The sequence below is a fragment of the Pseudomonas sp. LBUM1657 genome, assembly GCF_059716075.1.
Genome location: NZ_CP166799.1, coordinates 1,525,209 through 1,539,388, shown reverse-complemented (window position 1 = coordinate 1,539,388; position 14,180 = coordinate 1,525,209). Strand labels below are relative to the sequence as shown.

General features: G+C 59.4%; 16 protein-coding genes. 7 read left to right on the top strand and 9 right to left on the bottom strand.

Annotated features, from left to right (window positions below):
* Positions 1–7: 7 nt before the first annotated feature.
* The gene (locus ACA055_RS07005) at positions 8–481 is read left to right on the top strand and encodes a cyclic nucleotide-binding domain-containing protein (RefSeq protein WP_497682964.1); all 474 of its coding nucleotides are present in this window, start codon (positions 8–10) and stop codon (positions 479–481) included.
* On the opposite strand, the gene ACA055_RS07000 is transcribed toward ACA055_RS07005, so the two are convergent.
* Positions 478–768, bottom strand: a complete 291-nt coding sequence (locus ACA055_RS07000) for a hypothetical protein (protein WP_497682963.1) — start codon at positions 766–768, stop codon at positions 478–480. The two genes, ACA055_RS07005 and ACA055_RS07000, sit on opposite strands and share 4 nt — an antisense overlap.
* Positions 769–861: 93 nt before the next feature.
* On the opposite strand from ACA055_RS07000, the gene ACA055_RS06995 reads away from it, so the two are divergent.
* The 4 genes from ACA055_RS06995 (at position 862) to ACA055_RS06980 (ending at position 3,116) form a co-directional block, all read left to right on the top strand.
* A complete protein-coding gene (locus ACA055_RS06995) occupies positions 862–1,548 on the top strand; it encodes a spermidine synthase (protein WP_497682962.1) in 687 nt (228 codons plus the stop codon).
* 46 nt (positions 1,549–1,594) lie between these two features.
* A complete protein-coding gene (locus ACA055_RS06990) occupies positions 1,595–1,969 on the top strand; it encodes a YajD family HNH nuclease (protein ID WP_462002359.1) in 375 nt (124 codons plus the stop codon).
* Positions 1,970–2,176: 207 nt separating this feature from the next.
* Positions 2,177–2,647 (top strand): RNA methyltransferase, encoded by a 471-nt coding sequence (locus tag ACA055_RS06985; protein ID WP_497682961.1) that lies wholly within the window; start codon positions 2,177–2,179, stop codon positions 2,645–2,647.
* A gap of 91 nt (positions 2,648–2,738) precedes the next feature.
* A complete protein-coding gene (locus tag ACA055_RS06980; RefSeq protein WP_497682960.1) occupies positions 2,739–3,116 on the top strand; it encodes a YgaP family membrane protein in 378 nt (125 codons plus the stop codon).
* A 132-nt stretch (positions 3,117–3,248) separates the two neighbouring features.
* Here the strand turns inward: ACA055_RS06980 and ACA055_RS06975 are convergent, their stop codons facing one another.
* Both ACA055_RS06975 and ACA055_RS06970 read right to left on the bottom strand, forming a co-directional pair.
* Entirely contained in the window at positions 3,249–4,478 is a 1,230-nt protein-coding gene (locus ACA055_RS06975) for a hypothetical protein (RefSeq protein ID WP_497682959.1), read from the bottom strand.
* Between the two features lie 18 nt (positions 4,479–4,496).
* Entirely contained in the window at positions 4,497–4,946 is a 450-nt protein-coding gene (locus ACA055_RS06970) for a YcgN family cysteine cluster protein (RefSeq protein WP_497682958.1), read from the bottom strand.
* Between the two features lie 278 nt (positions 4,947–5,224).
* Here ACA055_RS06970 and ACA055_RS06965 point away from each other — a divergent pair, with 278 nt between their 5' ends.
* Entirely contained in the window at positions 5,225–5,818 is a 594-nt protein-coding gene (locus tag ACA055_RS06965) for a nitroreductase family protein (protein WP_497682957.1), read from the top strand.
* Positions 5,819–5,944: 126 nt separating this feature from the next.
* Here ACA055_RS06965 and ACA055_RS06960 read toward each other — a convergent pair whose 3' ends face one another.
* The 6 genes from ACA055_RS06960 to ACA055_RS06935 form a co-directional block, all read right to left on the bottom strand.
* Positions 5,945–6,877, bottom strand: coding sequence for a D-2-hydroxyacid dehydrogenase (locus ACA055_RS06960; RefSeq protein WP_497682956.1), 933 nt, complete (start codon positions 6,875–6,877; stop codon positions 5,945–5,947).
* A 120-nt stretch (positions 6,878–6,997) separates the two neighbouring features.
* A complete protein-coding gene (locus ACA055_RS06955; RefSeq protein WP_007898694.1) occupies positions 6,998–7,291 on the bottom strand; it encodes a YcgL domain-containing protein in 294 nt (97 codons plus the stop codon).
* Entirely contained in the window at positions 7,288–8,421 is a 1,134-nt protein-coding gene (gene rnd, locus ACA055_RS06950) for a ribonuclease D (RefSeq protein WP_497682955.1), read from the bottom strand. The genes ACA055_RS06955 and rnd overlap by 4 nt, the downstream gene beginning before the upstream one ends.
* A gap of 123 nt (positions 8,422–8,544) precedes the next feature.
* The gene (locus ACA055_RS06945) at positions 8,545–9,198 is read right to left on the bottom strand and encodes a class I SAM-dependent methyltransferase (protein WP_497682954.1); all 654 of its coding nucleotides are present in this window, start codon (positions 9,196–9,198) and stop codon (positions 8,545–8,547) included.
* A gap of 74 nt (positions 9,199–9,272) precedes the next feature.
* On the bottom strand, positions 9,273–10,922 hold the full coding sequence (locus ACA055_RS06940; RefSeq protein ID WP_497682953.1) for a phosphoethanolamine transferase: 1,650 nt from the start codon (positions 10,920–10,922) through the stop codon (positions 9,273–9,275).
* A gap of 167 nt (positions 10,923–11,089) precedes the next feature.
* On the bottom strand, positions 11,090–12,472 hold the full coding sequence (locus tag ACA055_RS06935) for a glutamine synthetase family protein (RefSeq protein WP_497682952.1): 1,383 nt from the start codon (positions 12,470–12,472) through the stop codon (positions 11,090–11,092).
* A 511-nt stretch (positions 12,473–12,983) separates the two neighbouring features.
* Here ACA055_RS06935 and ACA055_RS06930 point away from each other — a divergent pair.
* A complete protein-coding gene (locus ACA055_RS06930; protein WP_497682951.1) occupies positions 12,984–14,168 on the top strand; it encodes a cyanate transporter in 1,185 nt (394 codons plus the stop codon).
* Positions 14,169–14,180: the final 12 nt, after the last annotated feature.

The following is a 14,180-nucleotide window of genomic DNA, read 5'->3' as shown; positions in this document are numbered from 1 at the left end:
TTACGACATGTCAGAACCGACCTTACTGAACAACGAAATTCGCGACTGGCTGATGGACTGCGGCCTGTTCGACCAACTGCTGCCAGCGGACTTCGCTGCAGCCTCGGGTTACTTCAGCATCAGCACGATTGCCCAGGGCGAAGAGATTTTCCATGAGGGTGATGCCGGCAGCTTCATGTGCATCATCCACACCGGCCAGGTGGCCGTGCAGAAGACCAACGCTGACGGGCAACGGGTGACCATTGCCACGTTGCGCAGTGGTCGGGCGTTCGGCGAAATGGCCGTGCTCGACGGCGAACGGCGCTCGGCCAGTTGCGTGGCCGCGAGCAACTGCCAGTTGCTCAACCTGGGCAAGGATTCGCTGGAAAAGATGCTCAACGACGCGCCGAAAATCGCCGCCAAGATTATTCGCGCCCTCGCGGTCTCCCTCTCCAAACGCTTGCGCATGGCCGATGGGCAACTGCTTTCGCAGCAGGTCTAACCGCCCGGCGATTTGATTTTCGTGCTGTTCGGCTCAAGGCCCGGCAGGGGCTGGTCCTTGGTCGGTGGGCTAGGCATTTCGATGGGCACCAATGGAGGACCGCCACTGCCGGGGCCGACTTTAGGCAATGGCGCAGGGCTGATTTGCGGGTACGGCGTTGGCGTCGCGGTGCCAGGTGAACCGGGCAGCGGCCCCGGGCTGGTGGGAATGGTGGGTTGATCCTGGGCCTGCACTGCAGTTATCGAGAGCGCGGCCAGGACAATGACCGTTAGAATGGTGCGCTTCATCAATGCCTCCGTTGGCCTTGTTGTCATTTTTGCAGGCTACTCCCAACTGCGTCTGTTTGCCCCCCTTATGCCCATTCTTCTCAAGAGAGCTCCATGAAACGTTTCGTTCTGCTCGACACCACTCCTATTCCTGAAAACGGCGGTGCCCTGTGCCTGTTCGAATACGGTGAGGATTTCGTCATCAAGATCCAGGGCGGCGACGGTGGGCAGCTGATGAACACCCGCATGCACGGCTCCGAAGATGCATTGGCCGAGATTCCCTGCCGCAAAGTCGCCGGGCGACCGGACTCGCGCGTATTGATTGGCGGCCTGGGCATGGGCTTCACCCTCGCCTCGGCGCTCAAACACTTGGGCAAGACCGCCGAAGTGGTCGTCGCCGAACTGGTGCCGGGCGTCGTGGAGTGGAACCGTGGACCGCTGGGTGAAAAAGCCGGGAACCCGTTGCTCGACAAACGCACGGTGATCCGCATGGAAGACGTGGCCAAGGTCCTGCAAGCCGAACCGCAAGGTTTCGATGCGATCATGCTCGACGTCGACAACGGCCCCGAAGGCCTGACCCAGAAGGCCAACAGCTGGCTCTACTCCGCTGGGGGCCTGAGCGCTTGCGCCAAAGCCCTGCGGCCAAAAGGCGTGCTGGCGGTGTGGTCGGCCAGTGCCGACCGGCAGTTTTCCGACAAACTGAAAAAGGCCGGTTTCAAGGCCGAAGAGGTGCAAGTCTTCGCCCACGGCAACAAAGGCACCCGCCACACCATCTGGATTGCCGAGAAGCTCAAGGGCTGAGCTAAACTGCGTTTAACCGTCATTAGTCTTTTACAAAGGTGAACCCATGAGTTCGTCAACGCCTCCGTCCAACACGTCGAAACTGGACCGCATCCTTGCCGACAACCAGCGCGACAAGGAAATGGGTTACCGCGACAAGGCCCTGAAAATGTACCCGCACGTGTGCGGCCGCTGCGCCCGTGAATTCTCCGGCAAGCGCCTGAGCGAACTGACCGTGCACCACCGCGATCACAACCACGACAACAACCCGCAGGACGGTTCGAACTGGGAACTGTTGTGCCTGTATTGCCACGATAACGAACACTCGCGCTATACCGATCAGCAGTATTTTGGTGAGGGCTCTCTGAGTTCGCCAAAAATTGCCAAGGCGACGCACAACCCGTTTGCGGCGTTGGCGGGGCTGATGAAGAAGGACGAGTAACCTCTTCAGCGCCTGATGCGGCCCCTTCGCGAGCAAGTCGGATCGCCGCACCGCCGCTCCCACATTAGATTTCGGGTGTTCTCAAATCCAATGTGGGAGCGGGCTTGCTCGCGAAGGCGATCGACCAGTCACCACCAATCCCCAAACTGAACACCCCTCCCCCAATCCCCGTATAATCGCCGTTTTTTCCCCGAAGGCACCCCGCTCGTGGCAGACAAACGGTACAGCTGCATTGGTTTGTATAACCCCAAATCACCGGAAAACGTCGGCTCGGTGATGCGCGCCGCCGGCTGTTATGGCGTGGCGTCCGTGTTCTACACCGGCAAACGTTATGAACGCGCCGCCGACTTTGTCACCGACACCAAGCGAGTCCACTACGACATTCCGCTGATCGGCATCGACGACCTGAAAAAAATCCTGCCCCTGGGCTGTGTACCGGTCGCCGTGGAGCTGGTCGAGGGCGCCCGCTCGCTGCCGGAGTACACCCACCCGGATCGCGCGCTGTACATCTTCGGCCCGGAAGACGGTTCGTTGGATAAAGAGATCCGCGACTGGTGCGAAGACGTGGTCTACATCCCGACCACCGGCTGCATGAACCTCGCTGCCACCGTCAACGTCGTGCTCTACGACCGGATGGCCAAAGGCAACAACACCCGGTCGGGGCCGAAATTCCGCTGAATCACCGCACATCCGATGGAACAAGCCGCCCGCCTCGGCAGTCAGCTTAATATCTATTGTTGAAGCAGCCATCCCAGTCAGGAGACAGATCATGAGCGAACTCAAACGCGTAGAGCGCATTGAATCCACCCCATTCCAGACTCATACCGAACAGAACGTCCAGGGTTGGGAGCGCATCGGCTCACTGGCCGGTGGTGTGGTGATGGTCGGCAAGGGCCTGCGTCGTGGCGGTGTGTTCGGTTTGATTCAAATAGCGATCGGCGGCGTGGCCCTGGCCCGTGGCATCACCGGACACAGCTCGGCCAAGAGCCTGCTGGAGAAAAGCCGTCAGGACATGAACAACGTGCGGGCGAAGATTCAGCGAGCAGGTGAGGAATTGAACCGGCTGAAGGCGAATGCCGAGGCGGCGACCAACACCGCTACCGTCACTGGCAATGATTCTTTGAAGTCGCCAAAAACCGGGGTTTGATCCGGAATATGTACCGGGGCTGAAGGCCTCTTCGCGAGCAAGCCCGCTCCCACATTGGATCTTCGGTGTTTCACAAATAGTGTGCTCACAGAAGATCCAATGTGGGAGCGGGCTTGCTCGCGAATGGCGGTGTTACTGAAGCAACCCGGTATCAAGGACCTTGGAAGACTCGCCAATCACGCTCTCACTGAGCTGCACAAACTCCTTGGTATCGACACTCTCCAAGCGCATCGCCCCAACCAACACATCATCCAGCGAACGCTTGTTACGGGTCTTCAAGCGAATCTCGCGATCCAGTTCCTGTAGCAACACCACCGCTTTGGCCACCTGCGCCGGGCTGACCTGTTCACCGCGCAAGGTCGTGACTTTCTGGCTGTCCTTGGCCAACTTGCCCTGCAAACTCTCATAACGTTCATCGCTCATGCCACCGGCACGGCGCATCAGTTCGATGGCGTAATACTCGGCCAGACCTTCGCCGATCCAGTCGCTGCGCTGTTGGTCGTTGATCCGTCCGAATACCTGGACCAACTCACGCACCAGTGCACTGGTGCCGCTTTCGCTGACCAGCGGCAGGCGGCTGTTCAGATAGATCGATTCCCGCGCAGCGAGGCTGCCGCGCCACATCGGGTCGTTGGCGCCGACGATCAGCAATTTGCCGGGATGACGGGGGAACACAGCTTGTACTTGCGGCCAGACAAACGTCAGCAGCGTCAACACATCCATGCGGCGCATGCCCTGGCCCTGAGGCGAAGTGACGGTGACTTCGGTTTCCCCCAGCCGCGTACGTCGGCTACCAAGGTGGCCGGCGAGCATCCAGCCCGTTGGCCGGTCAAACAGGCGAGAGACATTATCGATGCGGAATTTGTTCTTGCCGATCCGTGGCCAGGCGGTTTCGACGCTTTTCCAACCACTGGGCAATTCGAACTCAAGACGTGAAACCAGCTCGATGCCATCCTGCTGATCAAGTCTGGCGGGCGGCACGAGATCGTCGCCACGCATCAACGCCCACGTCGGGGTCATGCGGGTGTCGAAGCTGCCGCTCTTGCGCCCGTGGCTGATGCGCACGCGGTAGGTCAGGCTGGCCTTGTCGGCGGCCGGACGCCAAACACCGCGGGCCTGCTTGCCCGGTGTGAGTTGCCATTGGCCGTCGGCCTTGAAATCGCTGTAGTGACTGCCATCACCGAGGTCGAAATCCAGGCTGCGCACCGCCGAGCCCTGGGCCAGGGTCAGGCGCACTTCAGCCTGATCGCTTTGCGGCAACAGGCGCACGTGGTAATCCAGATCGACTTTCTTCGCCGCCCACACGGGCGCACTCAAGGCCAGCAGCCCGATGGCCAACGCCCGCCGCAATCCCCCAGCCATACACACTCCTTGGTGAAACTAACCTGCCCGGAAAATCAGATGATCTTCCCAATCATCTTCGGCGACGCTGCCCTCGGCCAGCATGCGCCCGGATTGGGAAATACGTTCGTGGTGCACCGCATCGCGATCGCCGCACACCAGGTGATGCCAGAGCGGCAGATCCTTGCCTTCGCTGACCAGCCGATAACCGCAGGTCGGAGGCAGCCACTTGAACTCATCGGCCTTGCCCGGTGTGAGCTGGATGCAGTCCGGTACGAACTCGCGACGGTTGGGGTAATCGGTGCACTGACAGGTTTTCAGGTCCAGCAGTTTGCAGGCGATGCGCGTGTAATAGACGCTGTTGTCGTCTTCATCTTCGAGTTTTTGCAGGCAGCACAGGCCACAGCCGTCGCACAGCGATTCCCATTCCTGCGGATCAAGTTGATCGAGGGTTTTGCGTATCCAGAACGGTTCGACTTTGGCGGCCATGGTTCAGCATCGACATCAGGTGGTGAAAAGGCCGCCAGTCTAGTGTGCACAGCCCCGCGGGCCAAGCATTGGCGACTGCCGGTAGAACAGCACTTGTCAGTTTATGCGCCGCCAAGTAGCTTTGCCGTCGCAAGGAGCCAGACCTGCGTGCCATTAACGCTCAACCGCGTTGCATTCCGGTGAACTGCCCAGGCTCTCGAAAAACCTCATCGCTCAGCCCAACTGCGCCCGCAGGTTTCAGACGACCCTCACTTTCAAACGTAGCAAGGAATCTATTGATGAGTGCAAATGAACGCGTTGCCGACTATGCCATCCACCCTCAGTTCACCGAGCGCTGGTCGCCCCGCGCCTTCACCGGCGAACCCATCGCCATCGAGACCCTGCTGAGCTTCTTCGAAGCCGCACGCTGGGCGCCTTCGGCGTACAACTCGCAGCCTTGGCGGTTTCTGTACGCGCGTCGCGACACGCCGAACTGGGAGCGTTACCTCGGCCTGCTGAACGAATTCAACCGCAGCTGGGCGCAACACGCCTCGGCGCTGGTGATCGTGGTATCGAAAACCACCTTCGCGGTGCCTGGCACCACCGAAGAAACCCCGGCCCTGTGGCACACCTTCGACACCGGTTCCGCCTGGGGCCATCTGGCGTTGCAAGCCAGCATCAGCGGCTGGCACACCCACGGCATGGCCGGTTTCGACCAGGAACTGACCCGCAAGGAGCTGAACATTCCTGAAGGCTACGCGCTGCATGCAGCCGTCGCGGTCGGCAAGTTGGGCGACAAAGCGACGCTGGCGGACTACCTGCAAGCCCGTGAAGCACCAAGCCCGCGTCGTCCGCTGAGTGAGTTGGCCGCCGAAGGCGACTTCACCCTCTAAGCCACACTGCAAAACCCAATGTGGGAGCGGGCTTGCTCGCGAATACGGTGTGTCAGTCGATGCATAGGCTGACTGATATACCGAATTCGCGAGCAAGCCCGCCCCCACATTTTTATTGCGGCGTCCTTAATACCCGCGACTGAAATCCACTTCCCCGCGCAACGCCTCACCCGCCTGATACGCCCGCAGGTTCTGGACAAACAGGTTCACCATCATCGAGGGCGAAGTCGGTGCCGAGCTGTGGCCGGTCAGCAGCAAGCCCCAGGCGGTCCAGAACGGATGGCGCTGCGGCAGCGGTTCCTGACGGCAGACGTCGATCACCGCGCCCGCCAGATGCCCTTCTTTCAAGGCTTCCACCAGGTCCGCATCGACCACCGCGACGCCGCGCCCGACATTCATGAACAGGCCGGTCGGCTTGAATTGCTTGAACAGCGCTGCGTCGTACAGGTCGTGGGTATTCGGCGTGTTCGGCAGCAGATTGATCACGTAATCCACTTCACCAACCAGACGCGGCAAGTCGGCCAGCACGCCGACTTCCACAAACGGGGCCTGCTGGCGAGCTTCACTGGCGATGCCATACAACTCGACGCCAAATGGCACGAGGAACTGCGCCACGGTCTGACCGATGTCACCGGTGCCGACAATCAACACCTTGCGACCCGACAGGCTTTGACCCTGGCGGTTATCCCATTTGCGCTCGACCTGGCTGACCAGGCGCGGCAACACCTCGCGCTCGTGACCGAGCATGTAGGTCAGTACGTACTCGGCCATGACCTGACCGAAAATACCCACCGCCCGGGTCAGGCGATAGTGGCGTGGCAAGCCGTCGGCCAGCAGCGGCGTAATGCCCGCCCAGGTCGATTGCAGCCATTGTGGCTCGTGGCCCTGACGCAGCAGGGTCGCCAGCAAATCCGGCTGACCGAGCCAGATCGGGCAGTCAGCGGCATGGCTGGCCAGTTCGGCAGAATCACCACTGGTCAGCACTTCCAGATCAGGCGCCGCCTGACGCAACAATTGGGCATACACAGGGTGGTCGTGTTCAGCAATCAGAACGCGCATGGTTCAAACCTTTCAAAAGCAGTGCAGACGATCGCGGACGGAGTATCGCTCCATCGTCGCGGCCATCGCCAAAAATCAATTCCAGTGTTTCAAGGAGGCTCCGGACAGAGCCCCTTCCGATCACATCGGGTCGTTGCGACGCAGCAATTCTTCCGGCAAGTGTTCGATGTATTCGTCTTCGGCCGGCGGCATTTGCAAGTGGTAACCCTGCTTCTCAAGGTTTTCCAGCACCACGGTAATGTCCTCGCGCGACAGTTTGCGCTCGGGGGTCAGCACCAGGTCGAAGGCGTGATGGGGTTTGCCGAAGGCGGCCATCAGACTTTCCGGAACGCGCTCCAGTGCATCGCTTTTGAGCACATAGAGGTACATCTCGTTTTTCTTCAGGCTTCGGTAGATGGAGCAAATACGTTTCAAGGCTGTTCTCCGGCGGTGGCCAGGCTGTCGAGCAGCGCCTGGCCCATCAATTCGCGGCGCCAGCCACGCAGCGAATCAGGCAATTGGTAAGGACCATTGGGGTAGCCGCTCTTGAGCAGCGCTTCCAGGGTTTTCTTGCGCAGCATCAGCTCGGGCGCGATGTTCAGGCGCTCGGCCTCGGCCTGGCCGATCGCTCGTAGCTGCTTGACCAGCGTGGCGGCGTCCACCGGCAACGGCTCCGGCACGGCAGGCGGCCATTGATCTGGCGACACACTGCCAGAGCGCTTGATCAGATCAAGCAGAAATTCGCCGTCCTGACGCACGGTACGCGGGTGCATGTCTTCGATTTTCGCCAACGCACCGAGGTTGTCCGGCTGGGTCCGCGCCAGCGGCCACAGGGAATGCTCACGAACGATACGGTTGCGCGGCAGATCACGGGCGCGGGCTTCGCGCTCGCGCCAGGCGCACAGCTCACGCAGCACCGCAAGTTGAGCGCGGGAGAGTTTCCAGGCCAGCTTGGCGTCGCGATAGACCTCGTACGGGTCGACCTCCCGGCGCAGGTTGGCCACCAGTTCGGCGCCATCTTCCAGAACCCAGGCGTACTTGTCGTCAGAAAGCTTCGGACGCAGCTGTACGAAAACTTCCGCAAGATGCAGAGCATCTTCGGCGGCATAGCTGATCTGGGTGTCGGATAGCGGACGTTGCAGCCAGTCGGAACGGGTCTCGCCCTTGGGCAGGTCAATGCCGAGAACTTCCTGCACCAGCCGCGAATACCCCATGGAGAAACCCAGGTTCAGGTAAGCGGCGGCCAGTTGCGTATCGAACAGCGGCGCTGGCAGGCTGCCGGTCAGGCGCAGCAGGACTTCGAGGTCTTCACTGCACGCATGCAGAACTTTGACCACGGCCGGGTTTTCCAGCAACGCAGCCAGGGGCTGCCAGTTGTCGATGGTCAGTGGGTCTATCAGGTAAGCGCGTACGCCATCGCCGATCTGCAGCAGGCCGGCGATCGGGTAAAAGGTGTCGACCCGCATGAATTCGGTGTCGAGGGCAACGAATGGCAGCTGCTGCCACTCGGCGCAAAACTGACCGAGGCTATCGTTGTCGCGAATCCAGTGAATATCGATGGCCACACGGCTCTCCCTTGAAGAATGGCGCGCAGTATATATCGCCACCGGCAATTTCCGCGCATCCACTGAACAAGAGCTTTAGCGAAATTACCCGCCAGATAGCAAGAATTGTCTGACAAAGGGAGGTTATCCAGCCTTACGCAGCACATAGACCCGCAGCCGCGCGCAACCGGGCAGGAAGTCCTGATGACTGAGCAAACGGAAACCCGCTTGCCTGAACTCGGCCTCAACCTCAGCCTTGCGGGTCAGCTGCGGGCCATGAGCACCGGGTGACCGGATCTTGAAATGAGCATCGACCCGTACCGCCACAATCACCGTATCGCGACTGACCCGGTGGAATTCGCCAAGCATCGCCAAACGATGCTCGGGGCTTGGGATGTATTGAAACAGTTGCATGCAAAAAATGCAGTCCACTGCATTGGCTGACAAACCGATGGTGAACGCGGAACTCTGAAAGGTCTTGATCCGTTCCAACAGGTTCTGCGGATGATGGGTGCGGGCATGATCGAGGATGTCCTGGGACGGGTCGGCCGCGAGGATCACCCGGTTCGCATGCTCGGCCAATACCGGCCAGAAGCGCCCGACACCGCACGCCACATTGAGAATCAGGCCCGGCTCGCCGGCGATCTTCAACGCATTGCGCACCAACTGCTCGTCACGCCAGAACGTCAGGCGCCTGGCCAGGCCACGGGGTCGCGGCTGAAGGCAGACCCGGGCGTGTTCCTGGTCGTAGCGCCGGGCGAACTCAAGTTCGATGGCCGATGGGGGTTGGGCGGACATTTCAATGGCTCTTGTAGGAAAATATACCGGCCGCGCAGGTTAGCGGCAGGTACGTGAAAAAAAGGTCGAAGGATTCACTGTTTGGCCAACACGCCGTCGATCACGGCACCGCGGCAGCCGGCAAACAGGTCCAGATCCTGGTTATAGACCTTGCTGTTGACCTCCAGCAGACCGAGCATCGAATGGAACAGATTGTCCTGGCTCAACGGTTTGTCACGGCTCAACTGCAGGCAATGGGTGTCCACCGAGAACGACTTTTGATAGCTGTCGGAAAACCACGCCAGCATGGCGACGTGCTTCTGCTGTTCCGGCGCCAGCATGTAGGGCGTGCCATGGAGGAACAGGTTGTATTCGCCCAAGGATTCGCCGTGATCCGACAAATAGAGCATGGCGGTATCGACTTTGTCCTGATTGCTGCGTAACAGGTCGATCAGGGTCGAGAGCACATGGTCGGTGTACACCAGCGTGTTGTCGTAGCCGTTGACGATGCTTTCCCGACTGCAGTTATTCAGCGCGTTGCTTTCACAGACCGGTGTGAAGTGCTCGTACTCTTTCGGATAGCGTTTGAAGTATTCCGGGCCGTGACTGCCCATCTGGTGCAGAACCAGCACGGTGTCTTTATCCAGGGTGTCGATAAAGTGCTGCAAACCCTGCAGCAGAATTTCATCGCGGCATTCGCTGTTAGCGCACAGTGCCGGGTCTTTCAAGTTACTGACGTCGTCGAGGGTGACCCGATCGCAAGTACCTTTGCAGCCCGACTGATTGTCACGCCAGATCACCTCAAGGCCCGCGCGCTTGAGCACGTCCAACAGGCCTTCTTCATTCTTTGCCGTGCTGGCGTTGTAATCCTTGCGGCCCATGTTCGAGAACATGCACGGCACCGATACCGCCGTTTCGGTGCCGCAGGAATGTACATCGGTGAATGCGATCAGGCCGGCTTCTTTATCCAGTGTTGGCGTGGTATCGCGGTCGTAACCGAGGATGCCGAAATTCTCGGCCCGGGCGCTTTCGCCCACTACCAGCACCGTCAGGGATTTACGACCGTGGGTTTGCCAGGCTGGGTTTCGCTGGGCGTCTTCTCCGAGTTTGACGAAGGGTTGCTGCGCCGACACGACCTGCTCATGCAAGTAGCTGGCGGAGGCACCAATGTAGTTGCTCGGCACTACCATCAGGCGTAACTCATGGTGATTGCGAAACAACGAAGACAGGCCTTGATAGTTCATCAGGGCAATACCACCGACCAGCGCAACAGTCACAACACTCACGACAACTTTGCTGAGTAACTCACGGTGCCAGCGACGGTAATTAACGGGCGTCGCCCACAATAACCATGACGGCAGAATACCGAGCAGAACAATATAAACAAATAACTTTAGCGAGAGTAAGTCGCGCACTTCCGTGACATTAGTTTCGGCGAAGTTACGCAACATGCCAGCGTCGATCAAAACACCGTATTGACTCATGAAGTAAGCAACACCGGCACTGACCATAAAGAGCAGCGTCAAGAGCGGTTTCATCACGGGCCGGAACGCCAGCAGGGTCAGCACCAGGTTGAAGGCCGCAAGCAGCATCACCCCGAACGCCACGCGCATGACCATGCCTTTGGCGTCAGACGCCGTGATGGCGAACAGGTGTTGCCAGAGAACAAAATTGAAGCCTGTTAATAAAAAGACGCTGGCAATCAGTGTCACCCACTCTGGGCGCACGGCTTTAATCTTCAACATGATGATCAACTGTTCCTGTAAAGAAGTGCCTGCGGCAAATGTGAAATTTCATTTACCGCGACAACACTAACTTTAGGCAGCCAACCATCAATTTTTTGTGAAAAAGAAGCCAACGATTAGTTGGCTCCTGACACTAGGTCGTCACTATTAACTTATTTGAGAATGGTTCAGGCCTGGTTCAGGTACCAGCGCCAATCCTGCTCACCGACCTCACCCATGAACTGTCGGTATTCCGCGCGTTTGACCGCCAGGTACACACCGAGAAATTCATCGCCGAACGCCTCACGCGCCCAACTCGAACCTTCCAGCGCCCGCAACGTGGTCAACCAGTCAGTCGGCAGCAGCTCCGTGGCCTGGGCGTAACCATTGCCCTCCACCGGCGCGCCAGGGTCAAGTTGTTCGCGAATACCACGATGAATACCGGCCAGGATCGCCGCAGCCGCCAGATACGGGTTGGCGTCGGCGCCGCAGATGCGGTGTTCGATATGCCGCGAAAACGCCGGCCCACCCGGCACGCGCAAACTCACGGTACGGTTGTCCACACCCCAGGTGGCCGCCAAGGGTGCGTAACTATTGGTCTGAAAGCGGCGGTAAGAGTTGGCGTTCGGACAGAACAGCAGCAACGAATCGAGCAAGGTGTTGAGCATTCCGCCGACCGCATGCTTGAGCAGCGGCGTGCCGTCCGGGGCTTCGCTGGCGAACAGGTTGTTACCGTCCTTGTCCGCCAGGCTGACGTGCATGTGCATCCCGGTGCCCGCCAGGTCATCGAAGGGCTTGGCCATGAAGCACGCGGTCATCCCGTGTTTGTGGGCGACGCCTTTGACCAGCCGTTTGTAGCGCACCGCTTCGTCCATCGCCTGCAACGCATCAGTGCGGTGTTCGAGGGTGATTTCCACCTGCCCCGGCGCGTATTCGGAAATCGCCGTGCGCGCCGGAATGCCCTGGAGTTTGCAGGCACTGTAGAGATCAGCCAGAAATGGTTCGATCTGCTCCAGCTCACGCAAGCCGTAGACCTGAGTCCCACGCGGGCGCCCACCATCGACATCTCGTGCCGGCTGCGGTCGACCGTTGCTGTCGCGCTGCTGATCCAGCAGGTAAAACTCCAACTCCGCCGCCATGACCGGGTAATAACCCTCGGCCTGCAAGCCTTCGATGACGTTGGCCAACAGATGCCGTGGGTCGGCGATGGTCGCGGGCATGCCTTCCTGAGGGTGCATGCTGACTTGTACCGCCGCCGTAGGAATCAATCGCCAAGGCATGCGCGTCAAACTGCCGCTGATCGGGTAAGCCCGGCAATCGATATCGCCCACATCCCAGACCAGCCCCGAGTTTTCCACGTCATCGCCGTTGATGGTCAAGCCGAGAATCGTACTCGGCAATGGCCGCCCGCTTTCGTACACCGCCAGCAACTCGTCGCGATGCAATAACTTGCCCCGAGGTACGCCGTTGTTATCGAGGATGAACAACTCGAACATCTCGATATCCGGGTTCTGTTCAAGAAAAGTCAGGGCTTCTTGCTTCGCGGCGAAAGCGGTCGTGGCAAAACTCATGGGAATTCTCTTATTTTCGCGTCAGGCAAACGCACAGGCGCTGCCACTTTGATCCCCACGCACAGCGCGGGACCTGTAAGAACAATCAACGGAAAATGCAGGAATCCGGTGGGCGTGCGTGACGACAATGCCACAACGCCCAGAAGGCGAGCTCGGAAGGAAGTGCAGCAGGCCAACCGTCCATAGAGAAAACCGCAGAAAACAGATGAGCAGCAGCGTCACACGGGAGGTTAAGTCGTTAAATCTGGATTTGAAGAACCTTGGTTGTGGTTTGGCTAAACATTCTTTAACGCACACTGGTTCTAATGTGGGAACGGGCTTGCTCGCGAAAGCGGCGCAACAGTCACCATGAATGTTGAATGTGCATCCGCTTTCGCGAGCAAGCCCGCTCCCACAGGGTTCTGTATCGCGGCAGAAGTATTTAATTTCTAAATACCACGCCGGATTTTCTGATTTGCGGCCTCCGAACCTCACGCATCTAATCGAGCCCTTGTCACTCAAGGTCCGATTGATGGAAAACGTTCGCGCCACCGCCCGCCCTGCTCTCTGGCTGATGTTCAGCATTATTCTCGTCGCCCTGAACCTGCGCCCCTCCATGGCTGCTGTCGGTCCTTTGCTGTCGGCCATTCGTGGCGACATCCCGCTGAGTTTCAGCCTGGCTTCGTTACTGACCATGCTGCCAGTGATGGCGATGGGGTTGGCGATGTTCGTGGGACTCAGCGTCAGCCAACGTCTCGGCGAGCAGCGCACGGTGGTGCTTTCACTGCTGATCATCGGCCTGGCTACGGTGTCGCGCCTGTTCCTCGATTCGGCCGCTGGGCTGATCCTCAGCGCAGTTTTGGCGGGTATTGGTATCGCGCTGATCCAGGCATTGATGCCGGTGCTGATCAAGTCCCGCTTCAGCGATAACGTTTCCGTGTACATGGGGATCTACGTCACGTCGATCATGGGAGGCGCGGCGATCGCCGCTTCGTTTTCGCCGCTGGTGATGATCCGCACCGGTAGTTGGCGCACAGGCCTGGCGATCTGGGCGGTGCTTGCGCTGATGGCGTTGCTGTTCTGGTGCGCGCAGCGCTCGGGGATGCCGACACAGGTTTCGAAATCATCACGTAACGAATCCTTCTTCACCAATTCCCGCGCCTGGTTACTTGCGATCTTCTTCGGCCTGGGCACCGCGTCCTACACCTGTGTCCTGGCCTGGCTCGCGCCGTACTACGTCGAAAAGGGCTGGAGCGAACAAAACGCCGGGTTGTTGCTGGGCTTCTTGACCGCCATGGAAGTGTTGTCCGGCCTGGTGACACCCGCAATCGCCAACCGTAGTCGTGACCGACGGCTGGTGCTGGTGGTGTTGCTGGTACTGATCATGGCCGGTTTCTGCGGGCTGATTCTCAGCCCGCAACACCTGAACCTGTTGTGGCCGTGCCTGCTGGGGCTGGGTATCGGCGGATTGTTCCCGATGAGCCTGATCGTGTCGCTGGATCACCTGGACAATCCCCGGCGGGCCGGCGGACTGACCGCATTTGTACAGGGCATCGGTTATCTGATCGCCGGACTCTCGCCACTGATTGCTGGGATGATCCGTGATCAGCTCGGCAGCTTCGAGTGGGCCTGGTGGTCCCTCACGGGGGTCATGGCACTGATGATCCTGATGGTCCTGCGCTTCAATCCGCAGCACTACGCCAAACACATTCACTGACCCGGAAACCCC

What these genes read in the sequence shown, in the direction of transcription:
- ACA055_RS07005 (WP_497682964.1), top strand. Translation starts at nt 8, where the DNA reads ATGTCAGAACCGACCTTACTGAACAACGAAATTCGCGACTGGCTGATG.
- ACA055_RS07000 (WP_497682963.1), bottom strand. Translation starts at nt 768, where the DNA reads ATGAAGCGCACCATTCTAACGGTCATTGTCCTGGCCGCGCTCTCGATA.
- ACA055_RS06995 (WP_497682962.1), top strand. Translation starts at nt 862, where the DNA reads ATGAAACGTTTCGTTCTGCTCGACACCACTCCTATTCCTGAAAACGGC.
- ACA055_RS06990 (WP_462002359.1), top strand. Translation starts at nt 1,595, where the DNA reads ATGAGTTCGTCAACGCCTCCGTCCAACACGTCGAAACTGGACCGCATC.
- ACA055_RS06980 (WP_497682960.1), top strand. Translation starts at nt 2,739, where the DNA reads ATGAGCGAACTCAAACGCGTAGAGCGCATTGAATCCACCCCATTCCAG.
- ACA055_RS06975 (WP_497682959.1), bottom strand. Translation starts at nt 4,478, where the DNA reads ATGGCTGGGGGATTGCGGCGGGCGTTGGCCATCGGGCTGCTGGCCTTG.
- ACA055_RS06970 (WP_497682958.1), bottom strand. Translation starts at nt 4,946, where the DNA reads ATGGCCGCCAAAGTCGAACCGTTCTGGATACGCAAAACCCTCGATCAA.
- ACA055_RS06965 (WP_497682957.1), top strand. Translation starts at nt 5,225, where the DNA reads ATGAGTGCAAATGAACGCGTTGCCGACTATGCCATCCACCCTCAGTTC.
- ACA055_RS06960 (WP_497682956.1), bottom strand. Translation starts at nt 6,877, where the DNA reads ATGCGCGTTCTGATTGCTGAACACGACCACCCTGTGTATGCCCAATTG.
- ACA055_RS06945 (WP_497682954.1), bottom strand. Translation starts at nt 9,198, where the DNA reads ATGTCCGCCCAACCCCCATCGGCCATCGAACTTGAGTTCGCCCGGCGC.
- ACA055_RS06940 (WP_497682953.1), bottom strand. Translation starts at nt 10,922, where the DNA reads ATGTTGAAGATTAAAGCCGTGCGCCCAGAGTGGGTGACACTGATTGCC.
- ACA055_RS06935 (WP_497682952.1), bottom strand. Translation starts at nt 12,472, where the DNA reads ATGAGTTTTGCCACGACCGCTTTCGCCGCGAAGCAAGAAGCCCTGACT.
- ACA055_RS06930 (WP_497682951.1), top strand. Translation starts at nt 12,984, where the DNA reads ATGGAAAACGTTCGCGCCACCGCCCGCCCTGCTCTCTGGCTGATGTTC.